The sequence below is a fragment of the Sphingomonas sp. 67-41 genome (assembly GCF_001899725.1).
Lineage (GTDB): Bacteria > Pseudomonadota > Alphaproteobacteria > Sphingomonadales > Sphingomonadaceae > Sphingomonas > Sphingomonas leidyi.
The window spans coordinates 38,814-52,185 of the sequence record NZ_MKWJ01000009.1; the positions used below are offsets into that span (position 1 = coordinate 38,814).

A 13,372-nucleotide genomic window follows, 5' to 3' on the forward strand; every position below is an offset into this window, starting at 1 on the left:
GTCAATCGTCCGCCGGAGGATGGAGATCGGTGATCTTGCCCGCGGCATCGACCGCGAAGCGCCAGATCATCGCCTGGTTCTGGAAGGTGATCGCATAGCGGCGGACATGCTCGTCCTTGCCCGGCACGTCCTCGATCAGGCTCACCTGCTGGACCGGCCCGAGCGCGGCGAGCAGCGCCTGGCCGAAATCCTCGAGGAAGGGCACCGGCCCCTGCAGCGCGCCGGCGGCATAGCGGCCGCGATCGAGCTTGCCAGCCGCCGCCTCGGCCAGCGCCGCACGCATCAGCGCGGTGAGCGCGGGCGCGCCGTCGGGCAACACCACGGGCGGGGGCGCCGGCGGGAGGTAGAAATCGGCGACGCGGCGCGCCAGCAGCGGATAATAGCGCTGCTGGTTGGTGAGCACGATCACCGTCAGCCCTTCTCCCTCCGCATGGAGGATGTCGGCCAGCGCCGGGCCGCCGCTATGCCCCACCACCTTGACGCCATGCCAGGTGCCGGCGGTCCACCCCACGCCGAAGCCTGCCGGCTTGCCGGTCTTGAGCAGGGGCGGCGTCTGGAGCAGCGCCCGGCTCTCGAGCTTGAGCAGTTCGCCCCGATCGAGTGCGGCGAACAGCGCCGCCAGGTCGCGCGCCGAGCTGAACAGACCGCCCGCCGCATAGCCGGTCTCGCCATAGAGGAAGCCGCTGATCCGCTGCTCGCCATCCTTCCAGGCATGGACGGTCGCGCGCCGCGCCAGGGGCAGCGCCGAGCGGAACGGCCCCCATTGGCGCTCGTCGTTGAAGCCGGTGTCCATCAGGCCGAGCGGCGCGCAAATCTCGTCGCGGAAGATCGCGGCGATGTCCTTGCCCGCCGCCTTCTCCATCGCCGCGCGCAGCACGACGAAATCGGTGAAGCCATAGCGGGTCTCGGTGCCGGGCGCATAGGCGAGCGGCGCCTTCTGCGCGGCGGCGACGGTTGCCGCCACATTGTCCGCATGCTCGCCCAACTGCTCGAGCAGGCCGGAGCTGTGGCTGGCGAGCTGGAGGATCGTGATCCCGCGCCAGGCGGCGGGCGCATCGGGGAAGAAGCGGTCCAGCGTGTCGTCGAGGCGCAGCTTGCCGGCCTCGACCAGCCGCATCAATGCGATGCCGGTGAAGATCTTGGTCGCCGACGCGGTCTGGAAGCGCGTCTCGGGCGTGACGGGCGCATCCCATTCGAGATTGGCGAGCCCGTAGCTGCGCACCGTCTCGACCTTGCCCTTGCGCACCACCGCGACCGCGACGCCCGGGATATGTCCCACTTCCATCTGGCGACGGATATAGTCGTCGATCCCGTCGGCCCGGACGGGCACCGCCGCGACCATGGCCAAGGCGGCCGCCATTCCCAACATGCGCATGAAAAACCCTCCCGACACGAGCGGGGCGGGACTATCCGGCGCCGCGGCACCTCGGGAACGGCGCTGCGACCAAAGCCGACATTCTCACTTCGAAGGCGCCACCCGCGCCGCATCAACCCGGTCTTCGAGCGGCCTGCCCGCCTCGGCGTCGGCGGCGCTGCGCAGCGTGGTCTCGGCGATGGCGGCCAGCGCTTCCTCGGTCAGGAACGCCTGGTGGCCGGTGATCAGCACGTTGGGGAAAGTGAGCAGCCGCTGGAACATGTCGTCCGAGACGATCTCGTTCGACAGGTCCTCGAAGAACAGATCGGCCTCCTGCTCGTACACGTCGAGCGCCACCGCGCCGACCTTGCGGCACTTCAGTCCCTCGATCAGCGCGGCGGTGTCGATCAGGGCGCCGCGGCTGGTGTTGACGATCATCAGGCCCGGCCGGGCGGCCTCGATCGCCGCCCCGTCGATCAGGTGGCGCGTCTCGGGCGTGAGGGGGCAATGGAGCGTGACGATCTCCGCCGCGCGCAGCAGCCGGTCGCGCGGCAGGTAGCGCACCCCGATCGCCTCCAGCGCCGGATCGGGATGCAGGTCGCTCGCCAGCACTTCGCAGCCGAAACCGGCGCGCAGGCTGCGGGCGACAAGCGCGCCGATCTTGCCGGTGCCGATCACGCCGACGGTGCGGCCATGGAGGTTGCGGCCGATCAGCCCGTCCAGCGCGAAGTTGTTCTCGCGCACTCGGGCCCAGGCGCGGGGAATCTTGCGGTCGACCGCGAGCATCATGCCGATGGTGAACTCGGCAACCGCATGCGGCGAATAGGCCGGCACGCGCACGACGTCGATGCCCAGCCGCCGGGCAGCGGCGAGATCGACATTGTTGAAGCCGGCGCAGCGCAGGGCCACCAGCCTGGTGCCGCCGGCGGCGAGAGTCTCCAGCACTTCGGCGTCGACGGTGTCGTTGACGAAGACGCACACCGCCTGGTGGCCGGCCGCCAGCGCGGCGGTGGCAGGCTCCAGCCGGGGTTCGAGGAAATGCAGGTCGTGCCCATAGGGGGCGTTCGCCTCGACGAGGAAGCGGCGGTCATAGGGCTTGGTGTTGAAGACGGCGATGCGCATGCACTTCTCCTGCCGCCAGGACAGACGAAATCCGTCAAGGCTTCAAGTATGCATGCGCGAAGCCGCTCCCCGGCAAGGGCCGGGGATCAGTGGGTCGCCTGGGGAAACGTCGGGAGCTCTCGGATCAGCAGGCCACCACGTTCACCGCAAGGCCGCCCTGGGCGGTTTCCTTGTACTTGGAGCGCATGTCCTCGCCGGTCTGGCGCATCGTCTCGATCACGGCATCCAGGCTGACGACGTGGCTGCCGTCCCCGTGCATCGCCAGATAGGCGGCGTTGATCGCCTTGATCGCGCCCATGGTGTTGCGCTCGATACAGGGGATCTGGACCAGGCCGCCAATGGGATCGCAGGTGAGGCCGAGATTATGCTCCATGCCGATCTCGGCGGCATTCTCGATCTGGGCGTTGGTGGCGCCGAGCGCAGCGGCCAGTCCCGCCGCGGCCATCGAGCAGGCGACGCCCACCTCGCCCTGGCAACCCATTTCGGCGGCGGAGATCGAGGCGCGCTTCTTGTAGAGGAAGCCGATCGCCGCGGTGGTGAGCAGGAAGGTGCGCGATCCCGCCGGCGTGAGGTTGGCACAGAAGGTTTCGTAATAGCGCAACACCGCCGGGATCACGCCCGCCGCCCCGTTGGTCGGCGCGGTGACGACGCGGCCGCCCGCGGCATTCTCCTCGTTCACCGCGAGCGCCCAGAGGCTCACCCAGTCGAACACCAGCGAGGGGTCGCTGCGCGGCCCGCGCGCGAGCAGGCGGTTGTGGAGGTCGCGGGCGCGGCGCTTGACCTTGAGGCCGCCGGGCAATTCCCCTTCCCCGCGGCAGCCCCGATCGATGCAGGCGGACATGGCGGCACGCAGGCTGTCGAGGAACGCATCGGTCTCGGCGTCGTCGCGCCAGGCGGCTTCGTTCGCGCGGACGATGTCGGCGATCGAGGCGCGCTGGGCTTCGGCGACCGCAAGCAGTTCGGCCGCCGAAGTGAAGGCGAACGGAAGCTTCACATTGCTTTGCGGCGGTTCGCATCCGCCCTCGACGATCGCGCCGCCGCCGATCGAGTAGTAGAAGGTCTCCCAGGGCTCTCCCTCGGGATAGTGCGCGACGAAGCGCATGCCGTTCGGATGGGAGGGCAGGAACCTGTCGTCGCGGAAGATCAGGTGGCGCCCCTCGACAAAGGGCACCACGACATGGCCGCCCAGCGCGAGCTGCTGCTCGGCCCGGATCGTGGCGACCAGCGTGTTCACCGCATCGGGGTCGACGCTCTCGGGCTGGTAGCCGGCGAGGCCGAGGATCGTCGCGATATCGGTGGCGTGCCCCCGCCCGGTGAGCGCGAGCGACCCGAACAATTCGCAGGAGACCGAGGTTGGCGTGCCCCTGTCCAGCGCCTGCTCGGCAAAGGACGCGGCAGCGCGCATCGGGCCCACGGTATGCGAGCTCGACGGACCGATCCCGATGGTGAACAGGTCGGCGAGCCCGATGGTCGCCTCCGCCCGGGCACGCGCCCGCGCGGTGTTATCGTCAGACATTCTCGCTCCTGCATCCCGGCTCTACCGGCCGGATGGCTCAATCTGGTTGTAGTTTAATGTCTGTAGGTTGTATTTTTCTATCTTCAACCCGCAGCGGGCGCAGCCGCCGCCTTACCACGCCGTCCCCGTCCGATCAGGAAACCGGCGAAAAAGGCCAGGAGAAGGGCGAACGCTCCGGCGAGATAGACACTGAAGTTCGCTGATGTCCGGGGCACTGGCTTTGCCGGGGACGGAGCACCGCCTGACGCAGAATTTTCAATCGCAGCCGTCGCGGTTCCGGAGGGCAGTTCGACGGCGCCGGGATAGGTCGAGAATCCCACAGGACGCGGTGTTCCGACAAGGCGATCGATCTCGGCATTGAATTCGCCCTGCCCAGCCTCCCGCGTGGAAACGAGGACGTTGGCCGTCTGATCGGCGCGATAGAGTTCCGGGCCGCCCGTGAGCAGGATGCGGACCCGCTCGCCTTTCCGGGTCAGCTCGACGTCGCAGGACGAGAAATAGATCAGGGCAATCCGCTCATCGCCAGGCGATCGCGCGCCCTTGTAGTGCCCGATCACGCGAAGAACGGCCGCGGGGATCACGCCGCCCTCGCTCGGGCCGAACCCCATCGGCAGTTCGACCTCGGCGTCCACGACCGTGGATGCTTCCGCATATCGCGCACGCGCATAGCTCTCGATCTGCGCCCGCGACATCGGCTTGAGCGAACGCGAGCATGCAAGGGCATCCGGCGCGGCCAGCAGCAGCGCCGCGGCGAACATGCCGCAGTGCTGCCATTGGATCCTCGCGCCCATGCGGGATCAGCCGGCGGCCGGATCCACAGCGCCATCCACGCTCTTCGCCTTGAGGTCCGCCGCCACCTGGGGCGCCAGGCGGATGTTGAGCTCCTTGAGCTGCTTCTCGCTGACGAACGAAGGCGCCTGCATCATCAGGTCCTCGGCCTTCTGCGTCATCGGGAAGACGATGACCTCGCGGATGTTCGGCTCGTCGGCGAGCAGCATCACGATGCGGTCGACGCCCGGGGCCGAGCCGCCGTGCGGCGGAGCGCCGAACTTGAAGGCGTTGATCATGCCCGCGAAGTTGGTGTCGACGTCTTCCTGGGTGTAGCCGGCGATCTCGAACGCCTTGTACATGATCTCCGGACGGTGGTTCCGGATCGCGCCCGACGACAGCTCGATGCCGTTGCAGACGATGTCGTACTGATAGGCGAGGATGTCGAGCGGATCCCTGGTCTCCAGCGCTTCCAGCTCGCCCTGCGGCATCGAGAAGGGGTTGTGGCTGAAGTCGACCTTCTTGGCGTCCTCGTCATATTCGAACATCGGGAAGTCGACGATCCAGCAGAATTCGAAGCGCTTCTTGTCGATCAGCTCGAGCTGCTCGGCGGCACGGGTGCGCGCCAGGCCGGCAAGCTTGGCGGCCTGGGTTTCCTTGCCGGCGGCGAAGAAGATCCCGTCATTGGGGCCGAGGCCCATGGCATCCGCAATCGCCTTCATGCCGTCCTGGCCATGGTTGTTGGCGATCGGGCCGCCGAACACGCCGTCCTTCTGGGTGGCATAGCCAAGGCCCGGAAAGCCTTCCGACTGGGCCCAGCTGTTCATGTCGTCGAAGAACTTGCGGCTCTTCTCGTGCGTGTTCGGCGCCGGCACGGCGCGGACCACGTCGCCGCCCTCGACGATCGAGGCGAAGCGGCCGAAGCCCGAGCCCCTGAAGAAGTCCGAGACGTCGGTGATCAGCAGCGGGTTGCGCAGGTCCGGCTTGTCGTTGCCGTATTTCAGCATCGACTCCCGATACGGGATGCGCTTGAACGGCAGCGCCGAGACCGAGCGGCCCATGCCCTCCCAGTCGGCGAATTCCTCGAACACGCCGTGCAGCACCGGCTCGATCGCCGCGAACACATCGTCCTGGGTGACGTAGCTCATCTCGAAGTCGAGCTGGTAGAACTCGCCCGGCGAGCGATCGGCGCGAGCGTCCTCGTCGCGGAAGCAGGGCGCGATCTGGAAATATTTGTCGAAGCCGGCGACCATCAGCAGCTGCTTGAACATCTGCGGCGCCTGCGGGAGCGCGTAGAACTTGCCGGGGTGGACACGGCTCGGGACGAGATAGTCGCGGGCGCCCTCGGGCGAGGACGCCGTGAGGATCGGCGTCTGGAACTCGGTGAAGCCCTGGTCGATCATCCGGCGGCGCAGCGACGCGATCACGCTCGAGCGCAGCATGATGTTCTTGTGGACCTTCTCGCGGCGGAGATCGAGGAAACGGTTCCGCAGGCGGATTTCCTCGGGATACTCGTTGTCGCCGAACACGGGGAGCGGCAGTTCCTGCGCCTGGCTCTGGATCTTCGCCTCGGTGACGCGCAGCTCGACTTCGCCGGTCGGCAGGTTGGGGTTCACCGCCTCGGCCGCGCGGGAGACCACCTTGCCGGTCATCGTCACCACCGATTCGCTACGCAGCGACTCGATCACCTGAAAGGCCGGCCCGTTGACCTCGGTGACGATCTGGGTGATGCCGTAATGATCGCGCAAGTCGATGAAGACCAGGTCGCCATGGTCGCGCTTGCGGTGAACCCAGCCCGACAGGCGGACTTCCTGGCCGACATCGGCGGCGCGGAGCTGGGCGCAGGTGTGCGTGCGGTAAGCGTGCATGATTTCCGGGTCCTGAAAAGAAGGTCGCCGCCACACCGGATCAGAACTCGGTTGTCAAGGTGGCCCGCCCGTGATGTTCTCTCGAAAGGGGCGCGCAAAGGGCAATGAGGGGCAACTACGCAAGGGGGCGTGACGACCATGGTCGATATCGTTGAAGGTGCCGCTGCGGGTGCATCGATGGCCGAGGGTGGCTCGGGCAATGCTCCACCTACACCCCCGCCCCCGCCCCCGCCGCCCCCACCACCACCTCCTCCGCCTCCGCCTCCGCCACCACCTGCACCACCCCCTCCTCCCCCTGAAGAGGCGGAGCCCGCATGGAGAGACAACGACTCCGACTGGGAACTCCCGGCATTCCAAAGGGAACCGGAGCACTAGCGGATGGCCAGCAGCCCCGATCCGGGCGCCGCGCTGGTGGCGGCGAACGCCGCTGCCAGCACCAGTCTGCGGGAAACCGCCAAATGGCTGGTGAGCGGCGTTACCGCCACAGCGGTGGCAGTCTTTGCCGGGAGTTCTCTCACCAGGTTGGGCAGCCTCGACTTCACGAGCCAGCCAGTGCGTTTCTCGATCGCGATCGCCGGTGCGCTCCTGGGATTTGCCGGCCTGGGCCTGATACTTGCCCGGGCGATTTCCGTCCTCACCGTCGAGAGCTTCAGTTTTCGGCATCTGGTGTCGTCCGACGAACCAAGACTCGTGGCGATACGCACCAGGATCGAGAAAGGGCAGACTGGCGGCATGCCCGGCAACGCTGCGACCTTCAAAGAGCTTCTCGAGCGGACCGATGCCGCGAGAAGGGCGCCGGACAAGGCCAGCAGGACCCTGATGGCAAATTTCGACATATTCCGGCCCAAGGTCATGGCCCAGGCCGGTTTCTTCAACGTGAAGGCGAAATTCGACCAGCTGGTCTGGGCATTGCGGTGCGGCAGCCCGATGGCGATCGTCGGATTCGGCCTCTTCGCATGGGCCGCAAACCCGCCCGAGCCCAAGCCGGCGACCGCCGGGCCGGGCCCGCTCGTGGTCATCGGCCCGCAGGAAGTGGCTGCGACTCAAACGGCGCGGGCCTGCCCGCCGGCCAGGCTGCGCCATTGCCCCACGCCTACGCCCGAACCGAGCCCGCTCATCGACAAATAGCGCCATGCGCACAGAATCTTTGTTCTTGCCGGATGATCGGTTATGGGCCTTGGATGCATATCCATGGTCTGATTGAAGACAGCGCGACTCTCGCCAACCTCTGCGCCCGCCTCGCCAACAAGCCCTATATCTGCGTGGACACCGAGTTCATGCGGGAAAACAGCTATTGGCCGGAGCTGTGCCTGATCCAGATAGCCGACGACGAAGAGGCCGCGGCGATCGATCCCATGGCGCCGGGAATCGACCTGAGCCCTCTGCTCGACCTGATGGTCGACAACGAGGAAGTGCTGAAGGTCTTCCACGCGGGCGGCCAGGACATCGAGATCGTCTACAACCTCACCGGCAAGACCCCGCACCCGCTGTTCGATACCCAGGTGGCCGCGATGGCGCTCGGCCTGGGCGAGCAGATCGGCTATTCGAACCTGGTCGACACCTATCTCGGCTTCCAGATCGACAAGGGCGCCCGTTTCACCGACTGGAGCCGCCGCCCGCTCGACAAGCGCCAGATCGACTATGCGATCGCCGACGTCACCCATCTCTCCAAGATCTTCCCCCGCATGCTGGAGAAGCTCAAGAAGACCGGGCGTGGCGCCTGGCTCGACCAGGAGATGGAACGGCTCGCCGATCCCGAGAACTACCACAATGATCCCGACGAGGCCTGGCAGCGCGTGCGCGTCTCCAGCCGCAAGCCCGAAGTGCTGGGGCGGCTCAAGGCGCTCGGCCGCTGGCGCGAGCTCGAGGCACAGGGCAAGGACCTGCCGCGCGGCCGCATCGTCAAGGACGAGACGCTGGCCGACCTCGCCGGCAACCCGCCGCGCAAGCAGAGCGACCTGGGCAAGGTGCGCGGCCTCTCGGCCGCCTGGGCCGGCAACGACATCGGCGGACGGCTGATGGCCGCGCTCGAGGGCGCGACGCCGATGTCGTCGGACGAGCTGCCCCCGCGCGACGATCGCAAGCCCTCGCTCGGCAAGGACGGCGCGCTGGTCGCGGACCTGCTCAAGCTGCTGCTCAAGATCCGCGCCAAGGAGATCAACGTCGCCCCGCGCCTGCTCGCCCGTTCCGACGATCTCGAGTCGCTGGCCGCGGGCGTGCGCGACGGACTCGCGATCCTCGACGGCTGGCGCTACGAGCAGTTCGGCCGCGACGCGCTCGCGCTGGTCGAGGGGCAGCTGGGATTCACCGTGAAGAACGGCAAGCTCAAGATGACCCGAACCGAGGACCCCGGGGAATGATCCGTCTCGCCCTTCCGCTCGCCGCCACCCTGATCGCACTGGGCGCCTGCGCGCCGAAGGCGCCGCCCAGGGCAGTGCCCGGCGTGGAATGCAATGCCGGGCGGCTGGGCGGGCTGACCGGCAAGCCGCGCAGCCCCGAAGCGGAGGCCGAGGCGCTGCGGCTCTCGGGCGCGAGGACCGTGCGCTGGCTCGAACCCGATGCGGCCGCGACGATGGACTTCCGGCCCGACCGGCTGAACCTGCATCTCGGCGCCGATGGGAAGATCGACTCCACCCATTGCGGCTGAAACGCCTCTCCCCTTCGTTTCGCGGCCGGGATATAAGCGGCGGCGCCGGGGGGCGATCGAGGAGAGACTTGATGCGCGCAATCGGCATGATCGCGACGGCCCTGCTGGTCGCAGGCTGCATGGACGGCCATCCCGGCCCGATGCCGGGACCACGAGTCTGCAATGCGGGCGCGGTCCAGGGCTTTGTCGGCGCGCAGATATCGCCGCGGCTCCAGTCGCGGCTGCGCGCCCGCAGCGGGGCATCGTCGGTCCGCGTGGTGCGCCCGGGCGAAGCGGTGACGATGGACTATCGACGCGACCGGTTGACCGTGGACGTCAATCAGCGCGGCCGGGTCACCGGGATGCGCTGCGTATAGGGCCCGGCGGAGCGTTCGGAATCGCCATCCCCGCAACGACGAGGGTGGCGAAGCGCGCCGGACGACGCGCTCACACTTCCAGGATCGGTTCCCTGCCGAACGCGGCGGCGAGCGCCTTGTGGCGCTTCTCCACTGCCTCGCCATAGAGTGCCTCGCCCTCGGGATCGAGGCAGAGGGCGAGCGTCTCCTCGTCCATGTGCAGCTCCGAGCGCTTGATCGGCGCGGCGACGCCGCCCGAAAGGCGCTGGCCGAGGCGGATGGCGAGGCCCCAGAGCTTGGCGCGCCACAAAGTGTCGTCATCGGCGAGCTGCGGCAGCGGCGCCGGCGTGTCGAGCCCGCCGCCCAGCGCGGTATAGAGCGCCTGCCCCAGTGCCGCGCGGCCCATCGAATCGATCGCCACCCAATTGCCGTGCAGCGCCGCATCCAGGCCGCGCTCGGCACGGAACTCCGGATTGGCGTGCCAGCCCACATCGACAAGCTGGCAGGCGGCGTGGCGCAGGCGGGCCAGCTCGTGCGGCTCGCCGGCGAAGAGCGGCGCGATCCACCGGTCGAGCAGGTCGCCATGTTCCGGGAAACGGCCGAGCCGCTCGCCTTCGTCGCGGGTCGCCGCGATCAGCGGATCCTCCTGGCGCTGCTCGGCCGAGAGGCGCTGGAACAGCAGCCCCTCGCGCAGGCCATAGGCCGAGACGATCGTGCCCCTGCTGCCGAGCTGCCGGAGCACCACGCCGAGCAGCAATGCCGCGTCCTCCAGCGAGCCGATCCGGGCGCTGGAGATGTTCGGGATCGCCTTCAGATCGGCGCGCGGCATCGCCGCGATCGAGCTGGCCAGCTCGCCGATCCGCGCGACCGCCATCGGATATTGATGCGCGATCGGCAGCGGGTAATGCTTGAGGTGCATGTCGAGCCGGGCAAGGCTGCGCCAGGAACCGCCGACCAGGTAGAAGGGCAGTCCCTTCCCCCGCCCCTTCCATCCGGCATCGCCGAGCAGCCTGGCGACGCGGCGATCGAGCGCGGTCTTGCCCTCCGCGCGGATCGCGCCGAGGCGGAGCACGCCCAGCGGAAAGGACACGCGATCGGTCACCGTGCCGGCGACGACGCGCACCAGCTCCAGCGAGCCGCCGCCGAGGTCGCCGACGATGCCGTCCGCCTCCGGAATGCCCGAGAGCACGCCCAGGCCCGAGGCCATCGCCTCCTCCTCGCCCGACAGGGTCTCGACTTCCAGGCCCAGGCCGCGCGCCGCCTCGATCAGTTCGTGTCCGTTGGAGGCGTCGCGCACCGCGGCCGTCGCCACGGTGCGCAGCTCGCCCACCTGCATCTCGCGCGCCAGCGTGGCGAAGCGGGCGAGCGCGCCGCGCGCGGTGGCGAGGCTGGCGGCATCGATCGCCCCGGTCTCGGCCAGGCCGCGGCCCAGGCCCGCCATCACCTTTTCGTTGAACAGGGTCGCCGGCAACCGCGCCGAACCCTGATACACCACCAGGCGCACCGAATTGGAGCCGATATCGATGATCGCGGTGCGGCCTTCGATCCCCTCCGGCTTCGCGCGCGCCCTGCGGAACGGCAGCGTGTTCATGCCTTGGCCTTGGCCTTTGGCGGATTGCGGCGCCGCTTGAGCTGGAGCTTGGGCACCGGCTTGCGCGATTCGAGCGCCGCGCCGCGCCCGGAAAGCGACGGGTTGGTCATGAAATAGCGGTGCAGGTTGAAGCTGCCGTCCTCGCCCGGCACGATCCGGGTATAGTGCCCGTCGGGCTGGAGCACCCAGCTCTGCTCGTTGTCGAGCAGGTTCGCCACCATCACCTGGTCCAGCACCTGATCATGCACCGTCTTGTTGAGGATCGGCAGCATGAACTCGACACGGCGATCGAAGTTGCGCTGCATCCAGTCGGCCGAGGAGATGAACAGCCTGGCGCCGTCGTTCGGAAGGGCCTTGCCGTTGCCAAAGGCCCAGATGCGGCTGTGCTCGAGAAAGCGGCCGACGATCGACTTGACCTTGATGTTCTCGCTCATCCCCGGGACGCCGGGGCGCAGGCAGCAGATGCCGCGGATGATCAGCTCGATCTCGACGCCGGCGTTGCTCGCTTCGTAGAGCTTCTCGATCACCGCGGGGTCGACCAGCGAGTTCATCTTGGCCCAGATCGCGCCGGGCCGGCCGGCGCGGGCATGGGCGATCTCGTCGTCGATCATCTCGACCAGCCGGTTGCGCAGGTCGCGCGGGGAGATGCCGAGCAGCTCCAGCCCATGCGGCTCCACATAGCCGGTGACATAGTTGAAGATCTGCGCCGCATCGCGCCCCACCCGCGGATCGGCAGTGAAGAAGCTGATGTCGGTATAGATGCGCGCGGTGACCGGATGATAGTTGCCGGTGCCGAAGTGGCAATAGGTGCGATAGCCATTGCCCTCGCGCCGCACGACCATCGAGACCTTGGCATGGGTCTTCCAGTCGATGAAGCCATAGACGACCTGGACGCCGGCACGCTCCAGGGCAGTGGCCCAATAGAGGTTCTGCTCCTCGTCGAAGCGCGCCTTGAGCTCGACCACCGCAGTAACCGACTTGCCGGCCTCGGCCGCGGCGATCAGCGCGTTGATGACGGCAGGCTGCTTGCCGGCGCGATAGAGCGTCTGCTTGATCGCCACCACGTCCGGATCGGCGGCCGCCTGGCCCAGGAACGAGAGCACGACGTCGAAGCTCTCATAGGGGTGGTGGACGACGATGTCCTTGGCCTTGATCGCCGCGAAGCAATCGCCGCCATATTCGCGGATGCGCTCGGGGAAGCGCGCCGAATAGGGGGTGAACTTCAGGTCGGGCCGATCCTCGTCGACCAGCATGGCGAGGTCGCCGATACCCAGGAAGCCGCCGGTTTCGGTGAGCAGCGCCTCGCTGCCGCCCAGCTCCTCCTTGAGCACCGCCTCCAGCTCGGGGGAGATGCTCTCCTCCATCTCCAGGCGGATGACCCGGCCCCGCCGCCGGCGCTTGATCGCCGAGCGGAAGGTCATGACCAGGTCCTCGGCCTCTTCCTCGATCTCGATGTCGCTGTCGCGCAGCACCCGGAAGGCCGCGGCACCGAGCGCGGTATAGCCGGGGAAGAGCAGGTGCGAGAAATGCTTGAGCACCGCCTCTACCGCGACATAGCGCGCCGGATTGCCGGGCAGCCGGACGAAACGCCTGATCGCAGTGGGCAGCAGCACCAGCTCGCGCACCGGCTCGCGGTCCGACTTGCGGACCAGGTCGAAGATCACGCTCGATCCCTGGTTGGGGATGAACGGGAACGGGTGCGCGGGGTCCAGCGCCTGGGGGGTGAGGATCGGGAAGATCTGGTCGCGGAAATGCCCTTCCAGCCAGGCCTCGGTCTCGCCCTCGATCGCATCGGCGTCGAGGACGTGGATGCCGGTCTCGGCCAGGTCGGCGCGGATCGCGGTCCACACCGCCTGCTGGTTGTCGGCCAGCATCTCGGCCTCGGCGGAGATCGCGGCGAGCTGCTGGCCCGGCGTGAGCCCGTCGGCCGAGCGCGCCTCCACCTTCTGAAGCTGCTGGCCCATCAGGCCCGCCACGCGGACCATGAAGAACTCGTCGAAGTTCGAGCCCGAGATCGACAGGAAGCGCAGCCGCTCGAGCAGGGGATGGGCGGGGTTGGTCGCCTCTTCCATCACGCGGCGGTTGAAGGCGAGCCAGCTGAGCTCGCGGTTGAAGTAACGCGTGGAATTCTCCGGCAATTCGGTCATCTGGTTCCCTTCGACGGCCTGCCT

The 13,372-nt window shown here is 68.0% G+C and carries 11 protein-coding genes; 4 read left to right on the forward strand and 7 right to left on the reverse strand.

Annotated features, from left to right (window positions below; translation table 11 throughout):
• Position 1 precedes the first annotated feature (1 nt).
• The 5 genes from BGP17_RS05125 to aspS form a co-directional block, all read right to left on the reverse strand.
• Complete coding sequence (locus tag BGP17_RS05125; RefSeq protein ID WP_286711228.1) at positions 2-1,375, reverse strand: serine hydrolase domain-containing protein; 1,374 nt, start codon at positions 1,373-1,375, stop codon at positions 2-4.
• Between the two features lie 84 nt (positions 1,376-1,459).
• Positions 1,460-2,476: a 2-hydroxyacid dehydrogenase gene (locus BGP17_RS05130; protein WP_286711229.1), complete on the reverse strand. Its 1,017-nt coding sequence runs from the start codon at positions 2,474-2,476 to the stop codon at positions 1,460-1,462.
• A gap of 124 nt (positions 2,477-2,600) precedes the next feature.
• Positions 2,601-3,992, reverse strand: a complete 1,392-nt coding sequence (locus tag BGP17_RS05135) for an L-serine ammonia-lyase (RefSeq protein WP_286711230.1) — start codon at positions 3,990-3,992, stop codon at positions 2,601-2,603.
• Positions 3,993-4,075: 83 nt separating this feature from the next.
• A complete protein-coding gene (locus BGP17_RS05140) occupies positions 4,076-4,783 on the reverse strand; it encodes a hypothetical protein (RefSeq protein WP_286711231.1) in 708 nt (235 codons plus the stop codon).
• A gap of 6 nt (positions 4,784-4,789) precedes the next feature.
• Positions 4,790-6,628 (reverse strand): aspartate--tRNA ligase, encoded by a 1,839-nt coding sequence (gene aspS, locus BGP17_RS05145; protein WP_286711232.1) that lies wholly within the window; start codon positions 6,626-6,628, stop codon positions 4,790-4,792.
• A gap of 411 nt (positions 6,629-7,039) precedes the next feature.
• Between aspS and BGP17_RS05150 the strand changes: the two genes are divergently transcribed.
• The 4 genes from BGP17_RS05150 (at position 7,040) to BGP17_RS05165 (ending at position 9,631) form a co-directional block, all read left to right on the forward strand.
• Complete coding sequence (locus BGP17_RS05150) at positions 7,040-7,756, forward strand: hypothetical protein (protein ID WP_286711233.1); 717 nt, start codon at positions 7,040-7,042, stop codon at positions 7,754-7,756.
• 53 nt (positions 7,757-7,809) lie between these two features.
• Positions 7,810-8,988: a ribonuclease D gene (gene rnd / locus BGP17_RS05155; protein WP_167299009.1), complete on the forward strand. Its 1,179-nt coding sequence runs from the start codon at positions 7,810-7,812 to the stop codon at positions 8,986-8,988.
• Positions 8,985-9,275 (forward strand): I78 family peptidase inhibitor, encoded by a 291-nt coding sequence (locus tag BGP17_RS05160; protein WP_167299011.1) that lies wholly within the window; start codon positions 8,985-8,987, stop codon positions 9,273-9,275. The genes rnd and BGP17_RS05160 overlap by 4 nt, the downstream gene beginning before the upstream one ends.
• 71 nt (positions 9,276-9,346) lie before the next feature.
• Positions 9,347-9,631, forward strand: a complete 285-nt coding sequence (locus tag BGP17_RS05165) for an I78 family peptidase inhibitor (protein ID WP_167299013.1) — start codon at positions 9,347-9,349, stop codon at positions 9,629-9,631.
• A 70-nt stretch (positions 9,632-9,701) separates the two neighbouring features.
• Here the strand turns inward: BGP17_RS05165 and BGP17_RS05170 are convergent, their stop codons facing one another.
• Both BGP17_RS05170 and BGP17_RS05175 read right to left on the reverse strand, forming a co-directional pair.
• Entirely contained in the window at positions 9,702-11,201 is a 1,500-nt protein-coding gene (locus tag BGP17_RS05170) for a Ppx/GppA family phosphatase (protein WP_286711234.1), read from the reverse strand.
• Positions 11,198-13,348: an RNA degradosome polyphosphate kinase gene (locus BGP17_RS05175; protein WP_243857155.1), complete on the reverse strand. Its 2,151-nt coding sequence runs from the start codon at positions 13,346-13,348 to the stop codon at positions 11,198-11,200. The genes BGP17_RS05170 and BGP17_RS05175 overlap by 4 nt, the downstream gene beginning before the upstream one ends.
• Positions 13,349-13,372: the final 24 nt, after the last annotated feature.

Coding starts and splice junctions, on each gene's coding strand:
- BGP17_RS05160 (WP_167299011.1), top strand. CDS start 8,985: ATGATCCGTCTCGCCCTTCCGCTCGCCGCCACCCTGATCGCACTGGGC.
- aspS (WP_286711232.1), bottom strand. CDS start 6,628: ATGCACGCTTACCGCACGCACACCTGCGCCCAGCTCCGCGCCGCCGAT.
- BGP17_RS05175 (WP_243857155.1), bottom strand. CDS start 13,348: ATGACCGAATTGCCGGAGAATTCCACGCGTTACTTCAACCGCGAGCTC.
- BGP17_RS05125 (WP_286711228.1), bottom strand. CDS start 1,375: ATGCGCATGTTGGGAATGGCGGCCGCCTTGGCCATGGTCGCGGCGGTG.
- BGP17_RS05130 (WP_286711229.1), bottom strand. CDS start 2,476: ATGCGCATCGCCGTCTTCAACACCAAGCCCTATGACCGCCGCTTCCTC.
- BGP17_RS05165 (WP_167299013.1), top strand. CDS start 9,347: ATGCGCGCAATCGGCATGATCGCGACGGCCCTGCTGGTCGCAGGCTGC.
- BGP17_RS05170 (WP_286711234.1), bottom strand. CDS start 11,201: ATGAACACGCTGCCGTTCCGCAGGGCGCGCGCGAAGCCGGAGGGGATC.
- BGP17_RS05135 (WP_286711230.1), bottom strand. CDS start 3,992: ATGTCTGACGATAACACCGCGCGGGCGCGTGCCCGGGCGGAGGCGACC.
- BGP17_RS05140 (WP_286711231.1), bottom strand. CDS start 4,783: ATGGGCGCGAGGATCCAATGGCAGCACTGCGGCATGTTCGCCGCGGCG.
- rnd (WP_167299009.1), top strand. CDS start 7,810: ATGCATATCCATGGTCTGATTGAAGACAGCGCGACTCTCGCCAACCTC.